A 25,313-nucleotide genomic window follows, 5' to 3' on the forward strand; every position below is an offset into this window, starting at 1 on the left:
GGGCGCGCGAGGAGAAGATGGGACACTGGGACGTGCTCGTGCTCGCCGCAACTCCGATCGGCAACCTCGGCGACGCCACCGCCCGACTCGTCGCCGCCCTCGAATCGGCCACGGTCGTGGCAGCGGAGGACACCCGCGTCGTGCACCGGCTGCTGCAGGGGCTCGGCATCTCGAACCGTCCCCGCACCATCTCGCTCAACGACCACAACGAACGCGAGAGGATCGCCGAACTCGTCCCGCTCGCCGCCGAGACCGATCTCCTCGTCGTCAGCGATGCGGGCATGCCGACCGTGTCCGACCCCGGCTACCGACTCGTCGTGGCCTGCATCGACGCGGGCGTCGCCGTCACCGTCCTCCCCGGCGCGTCAGCCGTCCCCACCGCGCTCGCCGTGTCGGGGCTGCCCACCGACCGGTTCGCGTTCGAGGGCTTCCTCTCCCGCAAGGCGGGGGAGCGGCGCGCGTCCCTGCTCGCGCTGTCGCGCGAGAGCCGTACCCTCGTCTTCTTCGAGTCCCCGCAGCGGTTGGGCGGATTCCTCGCCGACCTGGCCGCGACCTTCGGCCCCGATCGCCGTGTCGCCGTCTGCCGCGAGCTCACCAAGATGTTCGAGGAGGTGGTCCGCGGCACCGCGGCCGAGCTCGCCGAGCGGTTCGCCGACGGCGCCCGCGGAGAGATCGTGGTCGTGGTCGACGGGGCGCCGCCGGTCGTCGTTGACCTCGCCTCGGGCGTCGCGCAGGTCCTCGCGCTGACCGCCGCCGGCGCCCGGCTCAAGGAGGCCTCGGCCGAGATCGCCGAGGCCACCGGGCTCTCCCGGCGCGAGCTGTACCAGGCCGCACTCGACGCGCGCTGATCTCCGCGCAGACCTCCGCCGCGCGCGCCTCAGGGGCGAGCCTCCACCTCCGCACTCACGCAACAGTGGCCGTGGGCTTCCGGCGTGGCGGGTGGGAGGGTCCTGAGATCGCAGGTTCGGCTCAGCCGACCGCACGCAGAATTCTCGACGTCAACACGATTCGACGAGAGGCACCCATGGCAGCGGCGGTGAGGTTTTCGAGCTACGGCGGGCCGGATGTGCTGGAGCTCGTCGACGTCGAGAACCGGAAGCCGGGTCCTGGTCAGGTCATGGTCGCCGTCATCGCGGCGGGGGTCAACCCGGGAGAGATCGGCATCCGCGAGGGCGCGATGGCCGACCGGTATCCCGCCCGATTCCCGGAAGGGCAGGGCAGCGACTTCGCAGGCCTCGTCGCCGCGATCGGCGAGGGCGTCACGTCCGTTTCGGTGGGCGATGCCGTCATCGGCTTCAGCGACGATCGCAACGCCCAGGCCGAGTTCGTGACGGTTCCGGCCGATCGGGTGATCGAGAAGCCCGAGGTCCTCGACTGGCAGCAGGCGGCCGGGCTTTACGTGGTCGGAACCACCGCCTGGGCGTGCATCGAGGCCGTCGATGTGAGGGAGGGCGATACTGTCGTCGTCGCCGGCGCGGCCGGTGGTGTCGGAGTCATCGCGACCCAGCTCGCCGTCGCGCGAGGAGCGAGGGTCATCGTGACCGCGCGCCGTGAGCACCACGGCTACCTGCGGGGCCTGCTGGCCGAGCCCGTCGTCTACGGCGCGGGTGTCGACGAGCGCATCCGCCGGCTCGCACCCGAGGGCGTCGACGCGTTCATCGACGCGTGCGGCAAAGGAAGCGTCGACCTCGCGGTACGGCTGGGCGTCTCGCCTCACCGCATCAACACCATCGCCGACTTCGAGGCCGCGACGCGCACCGGCGCGAAGTCGCTCGGTCAGTCGTCGGTCGAGCCGGCGCCGGTGCTCGAGGAGCTCGCCGGTCTGCTCGCCTGCCGGCAGATCGAACTGCCCGTCTACGCGAGCTACCCCCTCGATCAGGTTCGCGAGGCCTACGAGCGCGTCGCCGAGGGGCACGGGCTGGGCAAGGTCGTCATCGACGTCCGCTCCTACGCCTGAATCCATCCCGCCCGCCCGGGCCGCCGCCTCGTAACGGCGATCCGGGGCTCAGGGCGCCGGAAGTAAGATGTCAGCCATGTCTTCCGGCGATTCCTTCTACATCACGACGCCGATCTTCTACCCCAGCGATGTTCCGCACATCGGGCACGGCTACACCGAGGTCGCCGCCGATGTCCTGGCCCGCTGGCACCGGCAGGCCGGCGACGACACCTGGCTCCTCACGGGCACCGACGAGCACGGGCAGAAGATGCTCCGCACCGCCGCCGCGGGAGGCATGACGCCCGGCGAATGGGCCGACCGTCTCGTCGCCGAGTCGTGGATCCCGCTGCTCGAGACCCTCGACATCGCCAACGACGACTTCATCCGCACGACGCAGCCCCGGCACGAGACCGGTGTGCAGGCGTTCGTGTCGAAGCTGCACGACGACGGCTTCATCTACACGGGCGAGTACGAGGGCTACTACTGCGTCGGCTGCGAGGAGTACAAGCAGCAGAGCGAGCTCGTCGAGGGCACCGGGCCGTTCGAGGGTCAGCAGGTCTGCGCCATCCACTCGAAGCCGGTCGAGCTGCTGCAGGAGCGCAACTACTTCTTCCGCATGAGCGACTTCCAGGAGAAGCTGCTCGCCCTCTATGAGGAGCGCCCCGATTTCGTGCAGCCCGAGAGCGCGCGCAACGAGGTCGTCTCGTTCGTCAAGCAGGGGCTCGCCGACCTGTCGATCTCGCGGTCCAGCTTCGACTGGGGCATCCCGATCCCGTGGGACGGCGACCACATCCTCTACGTGTGGTTCGACGCACTGCTCAACTACGCGACCGCGGTCGGCTACGGCAAAGACGAGGAGCAGTTCGAGCGCCGCTGGCCCGGCATCCAACTGGTCGGCAAGGACATCCTCCGCTTCCACGCCGTCATCTGGCCGGCCATGCTCATGGCCGCAGGGCTCGAGGTCCCCAAGCACGTCTTCGCGCACGGCTGGCTCCTCGTCGGGGGCGAGAAGATGTCGAAGTCGAAGCTCACCGGAATCGCCCCCGAGCAGATCACCGACGTGTTCGGCTCCGACGCCTTCCGCTACTACTTCATGCGCGCCATCACCTTCGGGCAGGACGGCTCGTTCAGCTGGGAGGACCTGTCGGCCCGCTACCAGGCCGAGCTCGCCAACGGCTTCGGCAACCTCGCCTCCCGCGTGACCGCGATGGTGACCCGGTACGTCGGCGGGGTGGTTCCCGCGCCGGGCGAGTACACGGAGGCGGACCTGAAGATCCAGGCGACGGTCGCCCGCGCGACCGCCGACGCGGATGCCGCCATGGAGCGGTTCGCGATCCACGAGGCCATCGGCGCGGTGTGGACCATCGTCGAGGAGCTCAACGGCTACATCACCGAACAGGAGCCGTGGGTCATCGCCAAGGACGAGACCCGCCGCGAGCGTCTGGCCACCGTGCTGTACACCGCCGCCGAGGGGCTGCGTTCGCTCGCGGTGCTGCTCTCCCCGGTCATCCCCAAGGCGACCGCCAAGCTCTGGACCGCGCTCGGTGCCGAGGCCGGGCTCGGCGCCCTCGCCGTCCAGCCGCTCCGCGACGCCGGGGGTTGGGGTCAGCTGCCGGTCGGATCGCAGGTGACGAAGCTTGAGGCGCTCTTCCCGCGGATCGAGCAAGAGGTCGAGACCCCTGCGGCCGCGCCGGCAGGAGCGTGACGCGATGACGAGCCTTCCCCCCACCCATCTGCGCGAGCGCGGACGCGACGGAGACGAGCGAGCGGACCTCGACTACCCGCCGCTGCCCGAGGCGCTGACCGTCACGGTCTACGACAACCACACCCACCTCGAGATCGCGGACGGCGCGAATTCGCTCGATTACCGCGAGCACCTCGACCGGGCCTCCGCGGTCGGCGTGCGCGGGGTCGTCCAGGTCGGAACCGATCTCGAGACGAGTCGCTGGTCGGCCGAGGTCGCCGCGGTCGAACCCCGCATCCTCGCCGCCGTTGCGCTGCACCCCAACGAAGCGCCCGAACTCGCCGCACGCGGCGAGCTGCAGGCGGCGCTCGCCGAGATCGACGAGCTCGCCAGCCGGCCCCGCGTCCGTGCGATCGGCGAGACCGGTCTCGACTTCTTCCGCACCGGACCCGAGGGTCGCACCTCGCAGTTCGAGAGCTTCGAGGCGCACATCGAGATCGCGAAGAAGCACGGGCTCGCCCTCCAGATCCACGATCGCGACGCCCACGAGTACGTCGTCAAGACGCTGCTGCGGGTCGGCGCACCCGAGAACACGGTGTTCCACTGCTTCTCGGGCGACCTCGAGCTCGCGCGGGTGCTCGCCGACAACGGCTGGTACGCCTCGTTCGCCGGCACGGTGACCTTCAAGAACGCGCAGAACATCCGCGACGCTCTCGAGTTCCTGCCTCGAGCTCAGCTGCTGCTCGAAACCGACGCGCCCTACCTGACGCCGACGCCGCTGCGCGGGCGGCCGAACGCTCCGTATCTGCTGCCGTACACGCTCCGCTCGATGGCCGACTACCTCGGCACCGACCCCTCCATGCTCGCGGCGCAGATCAGCTCGAACACCGAGCTCGTCTACGGTTCGTGGGACTCCGAGCCCCCCGAGCCCGACCAGGAGTCCGGTGTGGGCGACACGGATCCGCTCGCCGCCGACATCGCGTGAGAGATTCAGCATGACGGGTCTTCTCGGGCCGTCGGAGGTCCGGATGATCGCCGCGCGGCTCGGGGTCCAACCGACCAAGAAGCTCGGCCAGAACTTCGTGATCGACCCGAATACGGTCCGTCGCATCGTGCGCCTCGCCGGGGTGCAGGCAGGGGAGCGGGTCGTCGAGATCGGGCCGGGGCTGGGCTCCCTCACACTCGGCATCCTCGAGTCGGGTGCGGAGGTCGTCGCCGTCGAGATCGACGACCGCCTCGGCGCCGAGCTGCCCGCGACGGTCCGCGAGATGGCGGGCGATGACGCGGCAGCTCGCCTCGACGTCCGCATCGCCGACGCGATGGTCGTGACCGAGCTGCCCGATCCCGTCCGTCTCGTGGCGAACCTGCCGTACAACGTGTCGGTGCCGGTGCTGCTGCACTTCCTCGAGCACTTCCCGAGCATCCGATCGGGGGTCGTCATGGTGCAGGCCGAGGTCGGCGAGCGCATCGCCGCCGGGCCGGGGTCGAAGGCCTACGGTTCGCCCAGCGTCAAGGCCGCCTGGTACGGCGATTTCAGCATCGCGGGCCGGGTGAGTCGGCAGATCTTCTGGCCCGTCCCGAATGTCGACTCCGTGCTCGTCGGCTTCACCCGACGGGAGGAGCCGCGGGGCGACGAGGAACTGCGTCGACGCGTGTTCGGTCTCGTCGACGCGGCGTTCGGTCAGCGCCGGAAGATGCTGCGGCAGGCGCTCGCGGGCGTGCTGGGCTCGAGCGATCAGGCCGTCGCCGTGCTCGAGAACGCCGGCATCGAGCCGACGGCCCGTGGCGAGATCCTCGTGATCGACGACTTCATCCGCATCGCTAGAGCCCAGCTGAACGTGCGCTGACCCCGGCTCGGTGAGCGTGTCGGCCCTCCGGGGGCGTCGCGGTACCCGAGGATCGATGTGCGCGATCCGATGCGCCCGGGGGATCAGTCCATGAAGTCACCGTTCCGTATCGCCGCCGTCGTGATGACTGCGGGGTTACTCGCCCTCGCTCCGGCGTTCGCTGCTTCCGCGGTGACCCAGGCGGCTTGGGCCCCGGCGTCGAGCGTGGCATCGGACGCCGACGATCCCGTCGTCGCGTCGGACGGCGCCACCATCGTGACCTCCTGGATCGACGACAGCACGCCCGGGGGTGCCATCAAGTTCCAGGTCACCACGGACGGAGGCGCCACCTGGTCCTCGATCACGACGTTGACCGCCCCGAACACGTACCCGGACGACGTCTCCGTGTCCGTCTCGGGAACCACGATCGGTTTCGCGTACTTCAGCGGCTGGAACAGCGACGTGATGGCGACGGTCAGCGTCGACGCCGGCTCGACCTTCAGCCAGCTCGTCGTCGTCTCGGGCGCATCGCAGCCCGAGATCGCCGTCGCAGGATCGACCGCGACCCTCGCCTGGATCCAGAGCGGCACCGTCTCCGCATCGACCACGTCCGACGGAGGCGTCACCTGGGGCGCACCGGCCGCGGTCTCGGCGGTCGGTTCTCCGACGGATCTCCACGCCACCCGATCGACGACGTCCTCCACGCTCGCCTGGAGCGAGTTCGACTCGGTGGTATGGGCGGACTCGTTCCACACCTCCGTCAGCATGGACGGCGCCACCTGGTCCTCGCCCGCCGTCGTCGTTCCCGCCGGCCTCGACCTCGCCCACATCGTCCAGTCCGGCTCGACGGTGACTGTGGTCTACCTGTTCACGGACCCCGGCACCTCCGACGAGTCGATCCGCGTGGTCCGCAGCGCCGACAACGGGATCACCTGGTCCGCTCCGCTGACCCTCGACTCGGTCGTCGATGCCGACGATCCCGAACTGACCCTCAACGGTGCCCGCATGGCCGTCGCCTACACGGCCGACGGTGCGTCGGGCGATCCGGTCCTCCGCGTCGTCAGCAGCACCGATGGCGGTGCGACCTGGGGCTCGCCCGTCGTGGCCTTCGACGGGGGAGGAGCCGACATCGACGAGTACCGGGCGTTCTCGCTCGACGATGCTCTCGTCGCGACCTACAACGTCGAGGTGGGTTCGAGCATGGAGCTCCGTGCCATCAGCTCGGTCGACGGGGGGCTCACCTGGACTGCACCGGTGCTCTACGACTCGACCGGCGACGGCGTGACGCCGGTGCTGGTCGGCTTCGGCAACCGGGTGTCGCTCCTCTGGGTGAGCGATTCCGGTGAGCTGTCGCGGGCCGTCCTGACGGCGATGCCCGACACCGCATCGCCTGCCGCGGCCGCGCAGCCGGTCGTCGTCGCCCCCCGCCTCCCCGACACCGGCGCCTCCCTCGAGATGCCGTTCGCGCTCGGCGCGATGGCGCTGATCGCGGGTGCAGCCCTCGTCGAGACCGCCCGGATGAGGACGAAGCGCGCCTCGGACTGACCCCGATCGCGTGAGGCCGCGAACGGCCCGCCCGGCGCCGTTCGCGGCCTCGGAGCCTTCGGCGACCCGGGCGGGAGGGGCCCGGTCCGTGAGTCTCGCCGGTACGGGTTAGGTTGGATGCATGAGCTCGCCGGCGTCTCCCGTCACCGTTCGGGCACCGGGAAAGCTGAACGTCTCGCTGCGCGTCGGCCAGCTGCAGGACGACGGCTACCACGACGTCGCGACCGCCTACCAGGCCGTCTCGCTCTACGAAGAGGTGCGCGCCTTCCCGGCGAGCGACTTCTCCGTCTCGTTCGACGGCCCGATCGACACCAGCGGCCTCGAGACCGACGGGTCGAACATCGCCATCAAGGCCGCGCGCGTGCTCGCCCGGGCCGCCGACTACCGCGGCGGAGTGCACCTCGAGATCACCAAGCGGGTGCCGATCGCCGGCGGCATGGGCGGAGGGTCGGCCGACGCCGCCGCCGCGCTCCTCGCCTGCGAGACGCTGTGGGGCTGCGGCATGAGCCGCGAGGACCTCCACGACCTCGCTGCGGGACTCGGCGCCGATGTGCCGTTCGCGCTGATGGGCGGCACCGCCGTCGGCACGGGCCGGGGTGACGAACTCAGTCCCGCACTCGCGCAGGGGGTCTTCCACTGGGTCCTCGTGCTCGCTGAGCAGGGCATGAGCACCCCCACCGTGTACCGCGAGCTCGACCTGCACCGCGAACGGAACGCGGCCGACCTGTCACCGATCGCCGTCGCCCCGCAGGTCGACGCGGGGGTCCTGCAGGCGCTGCGCGCCGGTGACCCGCACCTGCTGGCCGACAGCATGCACAACGACCTCCAGGCCCCGGCGCTGCACCTCATGCCGTCGCTGTCGGCGACGCTGGAGTTGGGCGAGAGCAACGGCGCCCTCGCCGGCATCGTGTCGGGCTCGGGCCCGACGATCGCGTTCCTCGCCGCCGACCCCGACGCCGCCATCGAGCTGCAGATCGCTCTCTCCGCCGCGCGACGTCAGGCCGTGCGTGTCACGGCCCCGGCCCACGGCGCGAAGGTCGTCCAGAACTAAGGGTCCCGGGTCTCGGTACGCGCTCCGCGCTCCTCGACCTCCGAGTGGTGAGGCGGGGATCTGTTCGGAGGTCGAGCAGGCCGCAGGCACGTACCGAGACCGGTCGAGTAGGCCGCAGACCGTATCGAGAACCCGGACCCTCAGTACGCCAGCGCGGTCGGAGCGAGAGCGCCCGACACCTCGCCCTGCAGCTCGGGGTCGCGCGGGTTCAGCGAACGCACCTCGCGGGAATCGGCGAGGTCGGCCAGATCGACCCAGATGGTGAACGGGCTCCTCGTGGAGCGGAAGTAGTAGCGCAGCGCGGTGATGTCGGCGGCGGCGAACCACCAGGTCGGGTAGGTGCCCCAGTCGCCGTCGGGCGCCCCGAACGGCACAGCCGTGTTGCCGATGACGCTCAGCACCCCGGCGACGACCTCGCGAGCGTCCGCCGGTTCGGGCAGGTGCTCGAGGAAGTAGTTGGCTCGGACGAACCGCTGCGGCGACTCGATGTCACCCGGCAGCGGCAGGTCGCCGCCGAACGCGGAGTAACGGGCGAGATTCGCGAGCTGGTCGTCCAGCTTCGGCGCATTGGTCATCACCCGGTATTCGGGCCCGTGGTGCACGACGAGTGCGCCGTCGACGAGCTCGATGATCGCGGAGTCGCCGGTCCGGTCCTCGACGGCGAAGTGCAGCGCCATGACGATCCCGTTGACCAGCTGCGAGGTGATCCGCACGTCGGCGAGGTGATCGAGCACCTCATCGACGGTGGAGTACTGATCGAGCGCCCACTGCACCCACATGACGTGCGAGAGGGTGGGGCGCTGGTCGGCCGGCTCGTAGATCGCGCCGTCGTGGTACAGGATGTGGGCGGCCAGCCCGCGCTCGTTGATTCCATCGGAGCTGCCGGTGCGCCATCCGCTCAGCACGACGCTCGAATACCGCGACGTCCATCTCGTCGAGCCGTCACCGCCGTGGCCGTCGCGCTCGAGGCCGCGCGGATAGAACCACAGGTCGGGCTCGTCGCTGAACATCCAGTCGAGGGATCGGCCGACGACCTTCGCGACCGGGTTGTCATTCCACAGGACGAGAGTGCACATGTCTGAACGCTAGGGCGCGAGGGGCGCTCGCCGCGCTCCCCACTCGGCGGGACACGACGATCCGGGCTCGGATCACCCGCCCGCTGAGCCCGTCGAGGCGCCCCCTTCATTTCGCTGCGCTCAATGGGCGGGGCGCCCGCTGAGCCCGTCGAAGCGAAAGGGCAGGACACGAGCGCACCGCGCGGTCAGTCGGCGGGTTCGCTCCTCGTGAGCACGGCGGGCCCGAGCGTGAGCACCCCGTCGGTGAGCGGCGTGGCCCGGATTCCGCCCCGACCTCGCAGCGCCTTGAACGCCCCCGGGGCGAGGGTGACGTTCATCCAGGCGCACGGATTGGCCGGACGGTTGCCCTGGAACTCGACCGGTCCGTGACCGCTGTCGAGAGTGAAGCGCGTGCCTCGCAGGGCGTCGACGTTGGCGCCGCGCAGCAGGATGTTGCGCCGGGTCGCCCTCGGATCCGGCGTCTCCTCCAGCGCGAGGTCGTCGACGAGCTGTTCGACGGACTCCATGGCCATCAGCGTCACGGCGGCACGGCTGTGTGCCGCCTTGTTGAAGTAGCGGTCGCCGACGACGCCGAGTCTCGCCCGCAGCTCGATGCGGTCGGGGGTCTCCTCTCCGACGGAGGGGAGCGGGCCGTCGGCGGGCCGGCCCTCGTACCGGTGAACGGGGGAGACGATGAGCAGTGCGATCTCCACGTCGATCGATTCCGAGCCGGCCACCCGAGAACTCTCGATGGGCCGCGCGCCGCGGGGTCTGCGGCATCTCTCCATTTTCGTCACCGGACGTACCGCAGCACCCGTACACCCTCGAAATCCCACTCGTCGTCGAGCACGAAGCCGACGCCGCCGAGCGTCGTCGTCACGGCCGGCCGCTGATCCCGCGATGTGCTGGTGAGAAGCCAGACGACGTCGGTGTCTCGCAGCTCACCGACAACGCTCGTCAAGGGGTACTCGGTCTCCCACAGCTTCCCGCTCGTGTCGAGCGATTTCGCGAGAGTGACATCGCGTAGCCCCTCGAACGCCTCCGGATACGCATATGCCGTCACCCGGGCGGATGCCAGCGGGTGGTAGCGCAATGTGCCGTAGACGATGGCCTCGCTTGTGCCCTTCGCTTGCTCGGCGCGTCTGTCGGCGAGGAAGTCGGCGACTTCCGACCAGCTCGAGTCCTGTTTCGCCTCAGGCTGCTTGTACTCGAGGTTGGGGATGAGGCAGAGGAGGAAGAGCGCGGCAACCGCGGCGATGCGCACTGAGCGCGGGCGCAGTGCTGCCAGGGCGATCGCGACGAGAACCGCGAAGGCGGGTGCGGTGAACGTGGCGTAGCGCGGTGAGTACAGCGGCGATGTGATCAGCGAGCCGATGATGAGGGCGGCGGGCGGCACTATCAGTAGAGGGAGCATGAGTTCGAGCACCGACGGAGTCAGCCCGGTGGCCGGCGCGTGCGTCTCACCGATCCGACCAGGCCGAACCCGGACGACCCGCGCAACAGCGAAGAGCACTCCCGCGATGGCGATCAGCCAGAAGAGGGTGGCGAGCTTGGCGTGCCCCGCGAAGAACTGGAACTCGATCACGTCTCTGAGGGTCTTGCGACCCACGGGGTCGATCCAGGACACCTGACCGGACTGGCCGATAGTGCGCGAGGTGAGAGGTGCCGTGATGAGGAGCGCACCGATGCTCGCGCACAACCAACCGGTGAACCCGCGGCGTGCCGCCGTGTTCCGGCTGTGCCGCACCAGGATGACGGCGGCCGTCACTCCTGCGGCCGCCACGGCGAGCGCCAGGTAGAGGACGACGGCTACCGACAGCGCAGCGAACGCGCTGTAGACGGCCCACCACAGCGTTCGAGTTCGTCGAGGAGCGTCCCCGAGCTGGAAGGCGTGAACGAAGAGCGCCAACATGCCGACCGTCAAGGCTGTGCTGAGCGCGAATGAGCGACCTTCGCCGCCCGCCCAGACCACCCGGGGAAGGAAGCTGAACACGAGTCCCGCGATCACGGCGATCCGTCGCGTCGACACGGTATGCAGCAGTGCGACGAGGCCGGCCGCGGCGACGGCGACCGCGATGGCGCTCGGCAGACGCAGGCTGAACGGCGAATAACCGACGAGATCGAACCACACGTGCATGCACGCGTAGAAGACCGCGTGTACCGAGTCCACCGAGCCCACCTCGGCGGCAAGGCCCGCCCAGCTGCGGGTCGACGATGCGACCGTCGCGGCCTCGTCGTACCAGACGGATGGCACCCATGACCAGGCAACCGACAGCAGGAAGGCGAACGCTCCGATGCTCGCAGCGTCGCGGAGGACGCGTCCGCGCTGCAGCGTCCCCGCAGGGTTCCCGATCGGGGCCGGTCTGCGGTGGAGCAGCGACGAGGTCACCGGACGAGATTAGGTGGGCTTGCTCGGAGACCGCCTCCATGGGGCCCCGAGGCGCCTGATCGTCGCCCTCTGCTCAGGCGAGGCCCGTCGCCACGAGGCGATCGCTACCACTACGCCGGCCACGATCAGCGCGATCGCGAAGACAGCTGTCGGGGGAGTGAACTGGCGGAGGGTGAGGGCCAGCACGACCGCGAACCACTCCCACCGACCCGTCATCGCCACGAACGGAACGAGAAGCAGCGCATACCAGGGGTACCGCGGACTGACGAGCAGCAGTGTGACGCCCACGAGTACGAGCTGCCCGGTCCAGGGCGATGCCGGATCCGTCTTCCAGAATACGAGGCCGGCGACGACCGCGAGGGCTAGGGCGATGAGCAGCGTGGCGACGGGGCCGGGGACGAATGGCGGGACGAGGGCGAAACGACTGCCGTTCTCATACCCTTCCTCGCTGAGGTAGCCGGGCAGGTATCCGATCACTCCGATACCCGTGCTGAGCACATAGGGCACATAGAGCAGGGCGAAGGTGCCGACGGCGGCGACGACGACGCCGAGCGGCTTGCGCCGGATCAGCGGGGGCGCGACGATGACCGGGATCAGCTTGACTGCGATCGCGGCCCCGAGAGCGATCCCTCCCCAGATGCGTCGTCCGCCGGTGACGAGCACGGTGGCGAGGAGAGCGAACGCGGCGCCGAGCGCGTCGACGTGCGAGTTCGTGACGGCCTCGGAGGCGACGAGCGGGCACCATGCCCAGAGCGCCGCCCACCATACGGGCAGGCCTCTGCGTTGGAGAGTCACCAGCAGTAGCGCCGTCACAGCCAGAGACACGACGAGGCCGGCAACCTGGAGCGCGATATAGCCCACTTCGGGCGCGACGAGCAGTCGAACCGCGGCGAAATAGATCTCGGCGAGAGGCGGATAGATGGTCGGCACCGCAGGTCGGTTCAAGGCGGTGCAGATCAGGTCGCCCGAGCCGACCTCCTTCACCCCGACGATGCGCTCGCCGACGCAGTCGGGCTCGCCCCCGCTGATCACCGGTTCGGGGAACAGCCAGGTCGGACGCAGGTCGGCGAGTGCGCCGTTGGCCGGGGTGTAGCGGTAAGGCGACTCTCCGGAGTTCTGGACGATGCCGTCCCACGCGTACCGTGCCGAGTCGGTGCTCGTGTTGGGGGGGCCCACCAGGGCTGCGATGCCGATGGCGACCGCCCCGACGATGATGACGACCGTTGCACCTCGCGGACGGAGGCGCCGAACCGCGAGCACCGCGGCTGCGAAGAGCAGCCAGCTGCCGGCGACGCAGGCGAGCAGTGGAACGGAGTCGGAGCGACCGAAGAACGCGTTCGACGGCTGCCGCTCGAAAGTGTCGAACGAGAGCACGGCGAAGGCAGTGAGTGCCGTCAGTGCGGCGAGGGGCAGGATCGCTAATGCCGCGCGCATTCGCTCATCCTGTCGCACCCGACCTGAGCGACACGGAATCCGCGAAGGCTTTAGCGACGAATAACGTGGATGTTGTGGTTCGCTTCAGGGATGCGACGGCTGCTGTTCCTCGCGAGGGCGGGCCTCGTCTCTCCGGCCCGCACGCCCCGACGGGCGGTGGTGCTCGGCCGCCTGCTCGGCGGAGCCTTCCTCCTCTGCTTCGCGACGGGGCTGGTAAGCCACTTCATCCAGCATCCGGCCGCCTGGATGGGATTCCCCAACCAGCCGTTCTGGATCTACCAGCTCAATCAGGGCGTGCACGTTGCAACCGGGATCCTCTGCATTCCGCTGATCCTCGGCAAGCTCTGGACGGTCTACCCCGACCTCTTCTCCTACCCGCCGGTGCGTTCGATCGGCCAGCTGCTGGAGCGCGGCTCCATCGCGGTGTTCGTCGGGTCCTCGTTGCTGCAGCTCGTCATCGGCGTGCTGAACATCTTCCAGTTCCTGCCGCTGCCGTTCTACTTCCTCCAGGTGCATTACGCGTTGTCGTTCGTGATCATCGGCTCGCTCGCCATCCACATCGGGGTGAAGCTACCTGTCATCTCGCGGCACTGGCGCAGGGGCCGGCCCGAGGGTGTGCTCGAGGCATACCTCGACGACGAGGACGATACCGAGCGATCGCACCGCCAAGACGATCGCCTGGACCCGACGTACGCCAGTCCGACTCGGGGGCTCACCGGCCGGGTGATGACCTTCATCGACAGCACACCGCCCCCACCCGCGAAGGTCAGCCGCCGCACGGTGATCGCCGCCGTCGGCCTCTCCGCTGTGACGCTGGTCGGTACGACCGTCGGTCAGACGCTCACCCCGCTCGACTCGGTCAACTTCTTCGGGCCACGCAAGAAGGGAGACGGGCCGCAGGGTGTTCCGATCAACCGCACCTCGAAGCAGGCCGACGTGAGGACGTCGGCTCTGGATCCAGCATGGGTGCTCACTGTCGTTGGAGCGGCCGACCGCCGGGTTCTCGACCTGGCAGCACTGCGTGCCATGCCGCAGACGACCGTGAGACTGCCCATCGCCTGCGTCGAGGGGTGGAGCCAGATGGCGAACTGGCGTGGAGTCCGCCTCGCCGAGCTCATCGCTCTGGTGGGTGAATCGGATGTGCCGGTCCGCCTGCGCAGTCTCGAGGAGCGTGGCCCGTACAAGACGACCACGATGGACGCGAACTTCGTGTCGGATCCCACCACTCTGGTCGCCCTCGAACTGAACGGCGAGACCCTCGACCTCGAGCACGGCTACCCCGCACGGATCATCGCGCCGGGCAGACCGGGTGTGCTGCAGACCAAGTGGCTCTCGATCGTCGAGGTGATCCGATGAAGGCGGCACGAGCAGCTCTGATCCTCCTCGGCGTCGGGACTGTCGTCGGCGGGGCCGTTCAGCTGCTGACCACTCAGCGAACCGACCAGATCGTCGGGGTCGCGATATGGATCCTCGGGGTCATCGTGGTGCACGATGCAGTCCTGTCACCGATAGTCCTGTTCGTCTCGTTGGCAATGCGGCGTGCGGGGAAACGAGTGCCGTGGGCAGTGCTGGGCCTGATTGAGGTCGCGCTCGTCATCGGCGCTGTTGTATCGCTGTTCGTGGTTCCTGAACTGTTCGCGCAGGCGAAGTCGCCCGCCAACCCCACGATCCTGACGGGCGACTACGGGCTGCGACTCGTCGTGCTGTGGGTGACGCTGATCGTCGTGGCCGCCGCGGGCTCGATGGTCTACCTGCTGCGCAACCGGCAGAAGGTGCGTGAGTCGACTTCCCAGACCTGATCGACCGTGAGGCCTGCCTTGTCGATGTAGTAGCTCAGGGCGTGTACTCCGACCTCGGCCCACGGGAACGGATCGCTTTCCCGCCCGTCCTCGTCGGCCAGGGTGTAATCCTCGACGGTGTCGGCGTCAGGATCGACATTGGTCTCGACGATGATCGTTCCCCCCGGTGCGAGCAGTTCACGGCAGCGGACGAGCAGGGAGGTCACGTCGCCGCCGATGCCGAGGTTGCCATCGAGCAGTAGCACGGTCTCCCAGCCGTGCTCGCGGGGGAGCGGCTCGAACACCGAGCGGGTCAGAACAGTCAGACCGGACTCGGCCGCCAGCTTCACCGCGGCGTGAGACACATCGATGCCGAGCGCGGACAACCCCTGCGCCATGGCTGCACGGACCATCCGCCCCGGCCCGCAACCGATGTCGAGCACAGGGCCCACTGAGGTTGCGAGCAGGCTGATGTCGGTCTCGTCGGCGTCGGCACGCCACCGTTCGATGTCGACCTCACCGACCGCGGCATGGCCGCGGCGCCGGAGGGTGAGAACGCGGGGAAAGGAGCTCTCGGCCAGTGCCGAAGCGTAGGGCTCCGCCCCGCCGGCGCCGAACGTGCCGACGCGCGCCTCGGTGGCGCCGTTGCGCTTCATGTCGATAGTCATCGGAGGATGTTCGGATCGAAGGCGGAAAATGATTGGAAGACGGCGGCGAACCTCCCGTCGGGGACCACGGCCGCAACAGATGCCGCTTCCTCTATGTGGTCGACGTCGACGAGCTCGGGCAGGATGCCGATTCGCAACCCTGCCTGTTCCAGGCGCTCAAGCTGCTGCGCACCTGTCGTGTCGAGTGACATTCCGACACCGCGAATCAGTGACCCGTCGGGCGCGGCCATGCCGAGCGCCCAGAATCCACCGTCGCGTGCCGGACCGAACCAGGCATCTGGCATGTTCCCACCCATTGCCAGAGCGGGGGCGAGCAATTCGGGCGTGAGCTGAGGGGTGTCCATGCCGACGAGGAGCAGCGGCTCGTCGATCAGATCGAAGAGGTGACCCAGCCGCACGTCGAGATCACCCGTGGGTTGAGGGACGACCTCGTAGCCGTGTGCTTCGGGCGGGACATCGCGGGCCCCACCCTCGAAGAAGAGGATTCGCCTCGTGGCGGGTGTCGCCGAGACAGCGTCGAGGCTGTCGGCGAGGCTCGCCGATGCCAGTTCCGCTGCATGCTCGGGGGAGAGCGGGGGAGTGAGCCGGGTCTTCACCTTGCCCGGTAAGCACGCCTTGGCGATTACAGCGATGGTCGTCATGGGGTGGTCTCCTTGGAGATCGTCTCGCGGACTTCGCGGAGAAGGCGAGTCATGTCGGTCACGGCTTGGATCGTGCCCCGCGCGGTGCCGGTCACCTTGGAGCGGCCGACCCGCGGCGAGTACCCCGTCTCCACCTCCGTGATCCGCCAGCCCGCGGACCAGGCCCGCAGGAACAGTTCGAGGGGGTAACCGCTGCGCCGGTCCTCGAGACCGAGCGACAGCGCCTCGGTGCGGCGGAAAGCCCTCATCGGACCGAGGTCGTGGACGGGGAGGCCTGTCAGGGCCCGCAATCGGCGGGCGAGTTCGAGATTGGCGATCCTTGCGTGCAGAGGCCATGCTCCGCGGCTGGTGGAGATTCTGCGACCCAGGACCAGGTCCGCCTCTCCCGCGAGCACGGGGTCCACCACTCGGGGGAGGTCCGCGGGGTCCATCGAGCTGTCGGCGTCGCAGAAGGCAACGATCTGCGCGGTTGCTGCTTCGAGCCCGGCGTGCGCGGCTGCTCCGAAGCCGCGACGAGCCTCACGCACGACGAGCGCGCCATGTGCGGCGGCTATGTCGGGAGAGCCGTCGGTGGAGCCGTTGTCGACGACGATCGAGCGAAAGCCCTCGGGAACCCGGCTGAGCACCCACGGAAGCGCGGAGGCCTCATCGAGACAGGGGAACACCACGTCGACGGTGGCGGCTTGGATCATGTCGCGACACTACTGAGGAGTTCCGTGAGAAACCTCCCGCCTACCCTGTGTGGACGCCTCGGCTCTCCGCTCCGCGATAGTCGTGCGTGGCCCCACCGACGTGGGCGGGCTCATCTCGAGTTGGGAGATTTCTGAGTATCAGCTGAGTTGGCCACTCTCTTTCGGTCAGGGCGGCGAACACCTTCACGTCCTGGAAACACAGCTTTAGGAAAAGAGAAACTCATGCGCAAGTTCTACAAGACCACAATCGCCCTCGGTGCCGCCGGCCTCATGATCGCCGGTCTCGCCGCGTGCTCGACCAGCACCTCGACCGACGACACCTCGAACGACAGTGGATCGTCTGCGACGGCAGAAGCCGCCCCGGAGCCCCTGGCTTCGATCCCGGAGCTCTCCGGTGTCGACACCCAGGTGACACTGGACCAGGGCTTCGTCGACGCTGCCACCAGCCTCGGTCTGACCCTCGGCCTGGTCGGCAACGCGACCCTCACCGACGGCACGCTGTCCTTCCCGATCACGGGCGGCAACGTCGACTACTATGATCCCGAAGAGGACTACCGTCCCTACGTGCAGGGCGAGATCGACCACATGGGTTCGGGAATCTCCCTGACCGCCGGTGAGACCGTCGTCGAACTGACCGATTTCGTCATCGACCCGGGAACCTCGCGCCTGACGGGAACCGTCACGGTCAACGGCGAGGTCGCGGGCGAGGATGTCTTCATCTTCAACCTCGACGGAACCACGCTCAAGCCGCTGGCCACCGACGATGCAGGCAACGCTGTGCTCGAAGGAACCCGTGTGCTCCTCTCCGAGGACGCAGCGCCCCTGCTGAACGAGACCTTCGGCACCGATGCACTGACGCCCGACTTCCTCGTCGGAATCGCCAAGATCACCGCCGCTGCTGCTGCTTGATCTAGCTCACGCAGAGGAAGGGCCCCGCCAACCGGCGGGGCCCTTCTTCGTGCGCGAGCCACCCGAGCCTCAGCCCGCCGCCACCGCGGGCCGGAGGGGCGCCGTCGCGAACTCGCGCATCCCGTCCTCGAATGAGACGCAGGCGGTCCAGCCGAGCTCGTCGCGCAGGCGGGCCGACGATGCCGTGATGTGCCGCACGTCCCCCAACCTGTACTCGCCGGTGATGATGGGCTCGGGCCCCCCGCGTCCGCGGCTGAGCTCATTCGCCAGGTCGCCCACCGTGTGCACGACCCCGCTTCCCACGTTGAAGGGCCGGAAGGCGCCCTCGAATCGCGCCGTCCAGTCGAGCGCAGCAATGCCCGCCGACGCCACGTCCCGAACATGGACGAAGTCCCGACGCTGCGCTCCGTCCTCGTAGACACGCGGTGCCTCGCCGCGTTCGAGAGCCGAGCGGAACAGCGAGGCGACTCCCGCGTACGGGGTGTTCTGCGGCATCCCGGGCCCGTAGACGTTGTGGTAACGCAACGCAGCGGCCGACCCGCCCGTCGCAATCACCCAGGCCGCGGCGAGATGCTCCTGTGCGAGCTTGGTGGCGGCATACACATTGCGTGGGTCGACCCCGTCGTCCTCGCTCACCAGCATCGGTTCGAGGGGACGCCCGGTGGCGGGATCGAGCGGCTCGAAGCGTCCGGCGTCGAGATCCGCGGCCCGGCGGGCGGGAGGGCGGACCCTTCGCCCTCCCGCGGCGTAGCTTCCTTCGCCGTAGACCACCATCGACGATGCGAGCACGAGTCGTCGCACCGACGCATCGGTCATCGCGGCCAGCAGCACCGAAGTTCCCAGAACATTCGAGCGCACGTAGTCGGGGGCCTCCGAGAAGTTGACACCCAGGCCGACCTTGGCAGCCTGATGGGAGACGACCTCGACCCCGTCGAGGGCCGAGGCCACGTCATCGGATGAGGTCACGTCGCCGCGTACGAACTCGACGCGATCGGGAAGCGGAGCCGTCTCGCCGTGCACATCGGAGCGCAACGAGTCGAGCACTCGCACTTCCCAGCCTGCGGCGAGGGCGGCACCGACGACGGCCCGGCCGATGAATCCGGCACCCCCCGTGACGAGTAGGCGTCGGGTCACGAGGAGACCGGGCGTGCGAGGACCCTCGCGACAGCATCGGCGGCTATCGGTCGAGGGGGCTCGTAGTCGTCCGGAAGGGCGGCGATGATCGATTCGATCGCCGCGATGATGCGCGGCTGCGCCTCTCTCAGTCGCACGAAGACGAGATCGGCCGAGAGGCCCTCGCCCTCGGCCCCATCCCCCTCGTCGATATCCGAGTCGGTGGCGAAGGACAGATTCAGGGCCCCCATGCCGAGCTCAGCGGCGAGGGCGACTTCGGGGTAGAGGGTCATATTCACGATGTGTCCGCCGGCCGACCGGAACCACTCGGCCTCAGCCCGCGACGAGAAGCGTGGCCCTTGGATGATCACGGCGGTAGCGGTGGGGGCGAAGGTTTCACCGATCGCTTCCAATGTCGAGTTCGCGATCGCCCGTAGAGCAGGATCGAACGGCTCGGCGAAGGGCAGATGCTGCACCTCGCCCTCGTCGAAGAATGTGTCACGCCGTCCGTGGGTGCGATCGATGATCTGATCGGGCACGATCAGCGCGCCCGGAGCATGCTCGGAGCTGATGCTTCCGACGGCCGACGAGGACAGGACCGCCCGGACTCCGAGCGAGGCGAGCGCCCACACGTTGGCGCGGTAGTTGATCAGATGGGGTGCGACGGAGTGATCCCGCCCGTGCCGGGTGAGGAAGGCGACGCGCTTGCCCGCCATGGTGCCGATCGTCACCGGACTGGATGTCGGCCCGTAGGGGGTGAGGATGTCGAGTTCCACGGCGTCGGGGGCGTCGTCGAACAAGCGGTAGAGACCGGATCCCCCGACGATGCCGATCCGGGCCCGCTGGGACTGGTCGCTTATCTGATCTGACACGGTGCCTCCACTGATGACGTTCCGTCCAGTCTCCCATCGCGTTCTCTTAGTGAGCCGGGACGCGGACGGGCCGAGCCGCGATGGGGGGAGTGGCGGCGGCCGCACGTTCGTACCGCGTACCCTTGCGGGGTGGCACATCTCCTCGGGGCCGAGCGGCTCGGGCTCGAGTACCCCACGAAAGTGGTCTTCGAGTCGGTGACCGTCGGCGTGACCGACGGCGACCGCATCGGCATCGTCGGGCGCAACGGCGACGGCAAGTCGTCCCTCCTGCGGATGCTCGCCGGCGACCTCGAACCCGATTCCGGCAAGGTGTCGCGTCGCGGCGGTGTCACCGTCGGCGTGCTGACCCAGCGCGACGACTTCGGTGCCGCACGCACGGTGGCGGAGGCCATCGTCGGCGACACCCCCGAGCACGAGTGGGCGGGCGACACCCGCATCCGCGATGTCATCTCGGGTCTCGTCGCCGACCTCGACTGGCACGCCGACCTCGACGCCCTGTCCGGCGGGCAGCGCCGCCGCGTCTCGCTGGCGCGCCTGCTCGTCGGGGACTGGGATGTCCTCATGCTCGACGAGCCGACCAACCACCTCGACGTCGAGGGCATCGCCTGGCTGGCCGAGCACGTGAAGAACCGCTGGCCCGCGAACTCGTCGGCGCTGGTCGTCGTGACCCACGATCGGTGGTTCCTCGACGAGGTCTGCACCGAGACCTGGGAGGTGCACGACCGCATCGTCGAGCCCTTCGAGGGCGGCTACGCGGCCTACATCCTCCAGCGCGTCGAGCGCGACCGCATGTCGGCCGCGACCGAGGCGAAGCGCAAGAACCTGATGCGCAAGGAGCTCGCCTGGCTGCGCCGCGGCGCCCCCGCACGCACGGCCAAGCCCAAGTTCCGCATCGACGCCGCCAACCAGCTGATCGAGGACGAGCCGCCCATCCGCGACTCGGTCTCGCTCGCTCGTCTGGCCACTTCGCGTCTCGGCAAGGATGTGGTCGATCTCGAGCACGCCTCGTTCGCCTACCCGAACAAGCCCGTGCTCGACGACATCGAATGGCGCATCGCGCCCGGTGAGCGGACGGGGATCCTGGGCGCCAACGGCGCGGGGAAGAGCACTCTGCTCGGGCTGATCACGGGTGAGCTGTCCCCGACGGGCGGGCGGGTCAAGCGCGGCAAGACCGTGCGCGTGGCCACCCTCAACCAGCAGTTGACCGGGCTCGACGAGGTCGGCGACGAGCGCGTCTCGACGGTCATCGGCCGACTGCGCAGCGGGTACGTGAGCGGCACCGGATCGAACGCGGTCGAGCTCACCCCCGGCCAGCTGCTCGAACGGCTGGGGTTCTCATCGGCGCAGCTGTCCACGCCGGTGAAGGACCTGTCGGGCGGTCAGAAGCGTCGGCTGCAGCTGCTGCTCATCCTCCTCGACGAGCCGAACGTGCTGATCCTCGATGAGCCCACGAACGATCTCGACACCGACATGCTCGCCGCGATGGAGGACCTCCTCGACTCGTGGCCGGGCACCCTCGTCGTCGTGTCGCATGACCGCTACCTGATCGAGCGCGTCACCGATCAGCAGTACGCGGTGCTGGGCGGCCACCTCCGGCACCTGCCCCGAGGTGTGGAGCAGTACCTCGAGCTGCGCCGCGCGACGGAGCGGGCGGAGGCTGCGGCTCCGGTCGCGGCAGGCGGTTCGCCGACGCAACACGTCTCCAGCCTGACGGGTGCCGAGAAGCGCAACGCGGAGAAGGAGCTGTCGTCGATCGATCGGCGCATGCAGAAGGCGAACACCGAGCGGCTCGAGCTGCACGCGGCGTTCGCGGCTCACGATCAGTCCGACTACGACGGTCTCGGGGCTCTGCAGCGCAAGGTCGCCGACCTCGACGAGAAGCTCTCCGAGCTCGAGCTGCGCTGGCTGGAGCTGTCCGAACTGCTCGAAGGCTGACCCGTGGGGGAGCGCACGAGGGTCGCGCTCGGCCGTCGTGACGATCTCGGCGCCGACTGCGACAACTGCTTCGGTCTCTGCTGCGTCGCGCTGGCGTTCGCGAAGTCGGCCGACTTCCCGTTCGACAAGCCGGCGGGTGACCCGTGCGTCAACCTCGACGCCCATGACGGCTGCCGCATCCACCCGCAGCTGCGCGATCGAGGCTTCAAGGGCTGCACGGTCTTCGATTGCTTCGGTGCGGGCCAGAAGATCTCGCAGCGCACCTTCGCCGGCAGGTCGTGGCGGGACGACCCTGAGGTGCGGATGCGCATGTTCGCGAGCTTCCCGATCATGCGCCGGCTGCACGAGCTGCTCTGGTATCTCGACGAGGCGATCTCGCTCGTGACCCCTCTCGCGCCGTCAGCGGAGTGGGTAGTCGAGTTCGAGCGGGTTCGCGCACTCACCGAGGAGTCCGCCGAGACGCTGACCTCGCTCGATGTCGATGCGCAGTTCGACGCGAGTCGTGCACTGCTGGTCCGTGCCAGCGAGCTCGCACGCAAAGGGTTCGTGATCGCGTCCGCATCGACCCCAAAACCGAAGCGGGCTCGTAAGCTCCAGCCGGGCAGCGATCTGATGGGGGTCGATCTCGCGGGTGCAGACCTGCGTGGGCGAACGCTGCGCGGCTCGATCCTCATCGCCGCGGACCTCTCGGGTGCGGATCTCGAGCTGTGCGATCTCCTCGGAGTGGACCTGCGCGACGCCGACCTGTCGGGCGCGAACCTCGACGGCGCGATCTTCCTCACCCAGATGCAGGTGAACAGCGCGCGGGGCGACGACGCGACACGGCTGCCGCACGGTTTCGAACGGCCGACCCATTGGGCGGGTCGGCTCGCCTGACATGGGCTCAGACGATGTCGAAGGCGATGCTGAGCCTGCGCAGCAGCCCGGTGAGTTCTTCGACATCGCTGCGGGAGAGGCCTTCGAGCAGGTCGGATTCGGCAGCGAGCAGGCGCGAGATGGCGGTGTCGACGCGGGTCAACCCGTCGGGCGTGAGCGCCACCAGTACCCCGCGGCCGTCGTTCGGGTGGATGCGGCGCTCGACCAGCCCGCGTTCCGCCAGCCGGTCGATCCGGTTCGTCATGGTGCCCGAGGACACATGGTTCTGCTGCAGCAGCGCCTTCGGACTCAGCTCGTGGGGAGACCCCGCGCGCCGGAGAGCTGCGAGCACGTCGAACTCCCACGAGTCCAGTTCGGCGTGCGCGAACGATGACCGGCGGGCGCGTTCGAGGTGGATCGAGAGCCGCTTCACGCGCGACAGAACCTGCAGGGGAGCGAAGTCGAGGTCGGGGCGCTCGCGCTGCCAGGACTCGACGATGCGGTCCACCTCGTCGCTCTCGGCCATCCCCTCATTATGGCTTCGGCCCGCCCCCGCCGCCTGAACCGGGCGTTACCCAGGACCCGAGGGTTTGACAGATCGACGGGAGATGCCGCTGCCGATGGCCACGTGGCAGGATGCTGGTTCACTCTCCGCAGCCGTCGTCGATCGGGGGTGCGAGGCCCTCGGTCTGGCAGACTTGTGACGCTCTCTGGAGCGGTCCGCCATGGTGTAACGGCAGCACGACAGCCTTTGGAGCTGTTAGGACCAGGTTCGAATCCTGGTGGCGGAGCTGGCTAGGCGTCGAGCGGGTCGCGCCGCGTCACGGGATGAGCCGGTCGAAACTGTCTCAGACGATCTGACGATGAATGAGGACGAGTTCTTCGGCTGGGTGCCTCGCTATGGCCGTGGAGTCGGAGGCGTCGCTCGCGCGGGTCGAGGCCGAATCGGGTCCGCGGTGCTGGTTGCGCAGGGGAACAGCGGGCTGATCAGGATTGTTGTACTCAGTGGAGCCTGAGGAGGACGACATGAAGGGTGACCGCGTGGAAGTGGTCGTCGACGCGGGTGGAACGACCCGTACGTACGAGATCGAAGCGACGCGCGCGGGCCGACGCGTCGATGTGACACATGGACGGGGACTGGTCGAGGTGGCCGAGGTGACGCGCGGAGGAACCCCGGTGCGCACCGGCCGCTTCATGGCCAACCGGGTGATCGCGCTCGTCGAGCACCCGGCAGACGAGACGGCTGAGCCGGCGACCGTGCTGTCGCTCGGCAGAGCCGCCTGACCGGCTCGCAGAAGACACGAGAACGCCCCGACCTCTCCGGTCGGGGCGTTCTTCGTTGCAGAGAGTGGGCTCAGCGCGCCAGGAACTGGATCAGGACCCGGTTCCACTGCGGAGCCTGGTGCGGATCGCCGATCACGCAGAAATCACTATGAGCCCCGCGACGCCCACGAGATAGAGGGCCAGCACGACGAGCGAGTCCACTCCCATCCCGCCGACGCGCTTCCTCGAGCGGAAGATGAGCCCGACGGCGTACACAAGGGTGAGGAGTCCTGCGAGGGCGGTCAGGTACAGGTCGGCCGCCGAGGCGTCGGGGAGTACGGCTTTGCCGGAGACGACAGTTGCCACGAGGAAGAGGACGGGCAGGAAGGCGTTGCCGCCGAAGATGTCGCTGATCGCCAGATTGTCATCGCCCTGTCTGATCGCCTGAAGGCCGGTCGAGATCTCGGGCAGGGAGGTTGCGAGGGCCAGGATCGTGGCTCCGAAAAGCACTCCCGACAGCCCCAGCTGACCCGCGGCCGCGTCGCCCGATCGTTCGAGAACCACGCCGGCCGCAAGCGTCGCCACGGCCGCGGCGACGAACACGCCCGCTACCCGCCACGTCGACCGCTCCCTGTGCGGCGACTCGGGAGCTCGGCGGCGATGGCCGGAAGGATGCGGCGTCGATCCGGGGGAGTGCCCGTTCTCATGCCACGGGAGATGCTTACCCGCTCGGCGCACGAGCATCAGTCCCACGATCCATAGTGCGGCGATCAGGACGACGTCGGGGGTGAGTCGAGCGAACACGATGTCGCCGGGGAGCTGGCTTCCGGCGATGACGGCGAACAGGACCGCCATCACCGTGATGGCCTCGAGGACCAATACCAGCGATGCGGCCCGGTAGGTGAGCGGATCGACGTCCCTACCGCGCTTACCGAACGCGTCGAGGATCACGATCACGACGGTCTGAATGGCGATCCCACCCAGGATGTTGCCCACGGCGACGTCGAGGTTGCCCGAAATAGCGGCGCTGACCGTGATGGCGATCTCAGGAAGGTTGGTCGCGACCGCGAGGACGATCAGCCCACCGAGTGCGCTTCCGAGATGCAGTCGATCATCGAGGACATCGGTGGTCTTGGACAATTGGATGCCCGCCACCCAGACGACCGCGGCGGCTGCCGCGAAGACCACAGCCAGGAGCCACAGCGGCCACGATTCCATCGTCTCAGTGAACCCCACGTGCGGCGGGTCGGTTGCCGCCGACCCGGCCGACACAGCTCATTGGTAGCCGGGACGGATGGTGGGGCGGAGGCATTCGACGGAATGCGGAGGCTCGTGCTTCCGTGAGTCGGTCAGAGGGAGCGCGTCGTCAGACCGCGGTTCGCGCGACCAGTCGATCGCCGGAGTCCGAATCGAACACGTGCAGGTGGTCGGGGTTCGGAGTCAGGTAGACCGTCTCGCCGTTCTTGGGGTGGAGTCGGCCGTCGACTCTCACGACGATATCGGTGCGCGTGGTCGTGTGTTCCGTATGGCCGTAGAGGTAGCCGTCGGCGCCGAGTTCTTCGACGAGGTCGACGGTGACTTCGAGGCCCTGGCCCTGGGTGGTGGAGACGATGACATCCTCGGGGCGCACACCGACGGTGACCGACGTGCCGGTGGCAGCCGAGACG

At 68.7% G+C, this 25,313-nt stretch carries 25 protein-coding genes and 1 tRNA gene; 14 read left to right on the forward strand and 12 right to left on the reverse strand.

Annotated features, from left to right (window positions below):
- The first annotated feature begins 32 nt into the window (after positions 1 to 32).
- The 7 genes from rsmI to DDQ50_RS15920 all read left to right on the forward strand — a co-directional run bounded on the left by rsmI (position 33) and on the right by DDQ50_RS15920 (position 8,042).
- Entirely contained in the window at positions 33 to 848 is an 816-nt protein-coding gene (gene rsmI / locus DDQ50_RS15890) for a 16S rRNA (cytidine(1402)-2'-O)-methyltransferase (RefSeq protein WP_116757812.1), read from the forward strand.
- Between the two features lie 188 nt (positions 849 to 1,036).
- The gene (locus DDQ50_RS15895) at positions 1,037 to 1,957 is read left to right on the forward strand and encodes an NADP-dependent oxidoreductase (protein ID WP_205663675.1); all 921 of its coding nucleotides are present in this window, start codon (positions 1,037 to 1,039) and stop codon (positions 1,955 to 1,957) included.
- Between the two features lie 76 nt (positions 1,958 to 2,033).
- Positions 2,034 to 3,641 (forward strand): methionine--tRNA ligase, encoded by a 1,608-nt coding sequence (metG, locus tag DDQ50_RS15900; protein ID WP_116757776.1) that lies wholly within the window; start codon positions 2,034 to 2,036, stop codon positions 3,639 to 3,641.
- Positions 3,642 to 3,645: 4 nt separating this feature from the next.
- Positions 3,646 to 4,605, forward strand: a complete 960-nt coding sequence (locus DDQ50_RS15905; protein ID WP_116757777.1) for a TatD family hydrolase — start codon at positions 3,646 to 3,648, stop codon at positions 4,603 to 4,605.
- 10 nt (positions 4,606 to 4,615) lie between these two features.
- Positions 4,616 to 5,467: a 16S rRNA (adenine(1518)-N(6)/adenine(1519)-N(6))-dimethyltransferase RsmA gene (rsmA, locus tag DDQ50_RS15910; protein ID WP_116757813.1), complete on the forward strand. Its 852-nt coding sequence runs from the start codon at positions 4,616 to 4,618 to the stop codon at positions 5,465 to 5,467.
- Positions 5,468 to 5,557: 90 nt separating this feature from the next.
- A complete protein-coding gene (locus DDQ50_RS15915; RefSeq protein ID WP_133245991.1) occupies positions 5,558 to 6,991 on the forward strand; it encodes a sialidase family protein in 1,434 nt (477 codons plus the stop codon).
- 121 nt (positions 6,992 to 7,112) lie between these two features.
- On the forward strand, positions 7,113 to 8,042 hold the full coding sequence (locus DDQ50_RS15920; RefSeq protein WP_116757779.1) for a 4-(cytidine 5'-diphospho)-2-C-methyl-D-erythritol kinase: 930 nt from the start codon (positions 7,113 to 7,115) through the stop codon (positions 8,040 to 8,042).
- Positions 8,043 to 8,182: 140 nt separating this feature from the next.
- Here DDQ50_RS15920 and DDQ50_RS15925 read toward each other — a convergent pair whose 3' ends face one another.
- The 4 genes from DDQ50_RS15925 to DDQ50_RS15940 all read right to left on the reverse strand — a co-directional run bounded on the left by DDQ50_RS15925 (position 8,183) and on the right by DDQ50_RS15940 (position 12,920).
- Complete coding sequence (locus DDQ50_RS15925; RefSeq protein ID WP_116757780.1) at positions 8,183 to 9,118, reverse strand: linear amide C-N hydrolase; 936 nt, start codon at positions 9,116 to 9,118, stop codon at positions 8,183 to 8,185.
- A gap of 185 nt (positions 9,119 to 9,303) precedes the next feature.
- Positions 9,304 to 9,834, reverse strand: a complete 531-nt coding sequence (locus tag DDQ50_RS15930) for an MOSC domain-containing protein (protein WP_116757781.1) — start codon at positions 9,832 to 9,834, stop codon at positions 9,304 to 9,306.
- A gap of 56 nt (positions 9,835 to 9,890) precedes the next feature.
- Positions 9,891 to 11,486 (reverse strand): hypothetical protein, encoded by a 1,596-nt coding sequence (locus DDQ50_RS15935; RefSeq protein WP_116757782.1) that lies wholly within the window; start codon positions 11,484 to 11,486, stop codon positions 9,891 to 9,893.
- Positions 11,487 to 11,495: 9 nt separating this feature from the next.
- The gene (locus DDQ50_RS15940; RefSeq protein WP_116757783.1) at positions 11,496 to 12,920 is read right to left on the reverse strand and encodes a glycosyltransferase family 87 protein; all 1,425 of its coding nucleotides are present in this window, start codon (positions 12,918 to 12,920) and stop codon (positions 11,496 to 11,498) included.
- 90 nt (positions 12,921 to 13,010) lie between these two features.
- Here DDQ50_RS15940 and DDQ50_RS15945 point away from each other — a divergent pair, with 90 nt between their 5' ends.
- Both DDQ50_RS15945 and DDQ50_RS15950 read left to right on the forward strand, forming a co-directional pair.
- Complete coding sequence (locus DDQ50_RS15945) at positions 13,011 to 14,276, forward strand: molybdopterin-dependent oxidoreductase (RefSeq protein ID WP_116757784.1); 1,266 nt, start codon at positions 13,011 to 13,013, stop codon at positions 14,274 to 14,276.
- On the forward strand, positions 14,273 to 14,719 hold the full coding sequence (locus DDQ50_RS15950) for a hypothetical protein (protein WP_116757785.1): 447 nt from the start codon (positions 14,273 to 14,275) through the stop codon (positions 14,717 to 14,719). The genes DDQ50_RS15945 and DDQ50_RS15950 overlap by 4 nt, the downstream gene beginning before the upstream one ends.
- On the opposite strand, the gene DDQ50_RS15955 is transcribed toward DDQ50_RS15950, so the two are convergent.
- The 3 genes from DDQ50_RS15955 to DDQ50_RS15965 are packed head-to-tail and all read right to left on the reverse strand — an operon-like array spanning position 14,668 to position 16,696.
- Complete coding sequence (locus DDQ50_RS15955) at positions 14,668 to 15,366, reverse strand: class I SAM-dependent methyltransferase (RefSeq protein WP_116757786.1); 699 nt, start codon at positions 15,364 to 15,366, stop codon at positions 14,668 to 14,670. The genes DDQ50_RS15950 and DDQ50_RS15955 overlap by 52 nt on opposite strands.
- On the reverse strand, positions 15,363 to 16,007 hold the full coding sequence (locus DDQ50_RS15960; RefSeq protein ID WP_116757787.1) for a TIGR04282 family arsenosugar biosynthesis glycosyltransferase: 645 nt from the start codon (positions 16,005 to 16,007) through the stop codon (positions 15,363 to 15,365). The genes DDQ50_RS15955 and DDQ50_RS15960 overlap by 4 nt, the downstream gene beginning before the upstream one ends.
- A complete protein-coding gene (locus DDQ50_RS15965) occupies positions 16,004 to 16,696 on the reverse strand; it encodes a glycosyltransferase family 2 protein (RefSeq protein ID WP_377940309.1) in 693 nt (230 codons plus the stop codon). Before DDQ50_RS15965 ends, DDQ50_RS15960 begins: the two co-directional genes overlap by 4 nt.
- Positions 16,697 to 16,921: 225 nt before the next feature.
- Between DDQ50_RS15965 and DDQ50_RS15970 the strand changes: the two genes are divergently transcribed.
- Complete coding sequence (locus tag DDQ50_RS15970; protein WP_116757789.1) at positions 16,922 to 17,608, forward strand: hypothetical protein; 687 nt, start codon at positions 16,922 to 16,924, stop codon at positions 17,606 to 17,608.
- Between the two features lie 69 nt (positions 17,609 to 17,677).
- Here the strand turns inward: DDQ50_RS15970 and DDQ50_RS15975 are convergent, their stop codons facing one another.
- Both DDQ50_RS15975 and DDQ50_RS15980 read right to left on the reverse strand, forming a co-directional pair.
- Positions 17,678 to 18,742 carry an NAD-dependent epimerase/dehydratase family protein gene (locus DDQ50_RS15975; RefSeq protein ID WP_116757790.1) on the reverse strand — a complete coding sequence of 355 codons (1,065 nt, stop codon included), beginning with the start codon at positions 18,740 to 18,742 and terminating at the stop codon, positions 17,678 to 17,680.
- Complete coding sequence (locus tag DDQ50_RS15980; protein ID WP_240614473.1) at positions 18,739 to 19,593, reverse strand: MTAP family purine nucleoside phosphorylase; 855 nt, start codon at positions 19,591 to 19,593, stop codon at positions 18,739 to 18,741. The genes DDQ50_RS15975 and DDQ50_RS15980 overlap by 4 nt, the downstream gene beginning before the upstream one ends.
- Before the next feature lie 129 nt (positions 19,594 to 19,722).
- On the opposite strand from DDQ50_RS15980, the gene DDQ50_RS15985 reads away from it, so the two are divergent.
- Together DDQ50_RS15985 and DDQ50_RS15990 are read left to right on the forward strand one after the other, a co-directional pair.
- Positions 19,723 to 21,528, forward strand: a complete 1,806-nt coding sequence (locus tag DDQ50_RS15985; RefSeq protein ID WP_116757791.1) for an ABC-F family ATP-binding cassette domain-containing protein — start codon at positions 19,723 to 19,725, stop codon at positions 21,526 to 21,528.
- Positions 21,529 to 21,531: 3 nt separating this feature from the next.
- Positions 21,532 to 22,404 carry a pentapeptide repeat-containing protein gene (locus DDQ50_RS15990; RefSeq protein WP_116757792.1) on the forward strand — a complete coding sequence of 291 codons (873 nt, stop codon included), beginning with the start codon at positions 21,532 to 21,534 and terminating at the stop codon, positions 22,402 to 22,404.
- A 7-nt stretch (positions 22,405 to 22,411) separates the two neighbouring features.
- On the opposite strand, the gene DDQ50_RS15995 is transcribed toward DDQ50_RS15990, so the two are convergent.
- A complete protein-coding gene (locus DDQ50_RS15995; protein ID WP_116757793.1) occupies positions 22,412 to 22,909 on the reverse strand; it encodes a MarR family winged helix-turn-helix transcriptional regulator in 498 nt (165 codons plus the stop codon).
- 193 nt (positions 22,910 to 23,102) lie between these two features.
- On the opposite strand from DDQ50_RS15995, the gene DDQ50_RS16000 reads away from it, so the two are divergent.
- Both DDQ50_RS16000 and DDQ50_RS16005 read left to right on the forward strand, forming a co-directional pair.
- Positions 23,103 to 23,174, forward strand: a tRNA-Gln gene (locus tag DDQ50_RS16000).
- Positions 23,175 to 23,409: 235 nt separating this feature from the next.
- Positions 23,410 to 23,667, forward strand: a complete 258-nt coding sequence (locus tag DDQ50_RS16005) for a hypothetical protein (protein WP_116757794.1) — start codon at positions 23,410 to 23,412, stop codon at positions 23,665 to 23,667.
- Positions 23,668 to 23,799: 132 nt separating this feature from the next.
- Here the strand turns inward: DDQ50_RS16005 and DDQ50_RS16010 are convergent, their stop codons facing one another.
- Entirely contained in the window at positions 23,800 to 24,864 is a 1,065-nt protein-coding gene (locus DDQ50_RS16010) for a sodium:calcium antiporter (protein WP_116757815.1), read from the reverse strand.
- A 148-nt stretch (positions 24,865 to 25,012) separates the two neighbouring features.
- A partial coding sequence (locus DDQ50_RS16015) for a TOBE domain-containing protein (protein WP_116757795.1) occupies positions 25,013 to 25,313 on the reverse strand: 301 nt, incomplete at its 5' end.

Origin of the sequence: Amnibacterium flavum, from assembly GCF_003097495.1 — a bacterium.
GTDB classification, from domain to species: domain Bacteria; phylum Actinomycetota; class Actinomycetes; order Actinomycetales; family Microbacteriaceae; genus Naasia; species Naasia flava.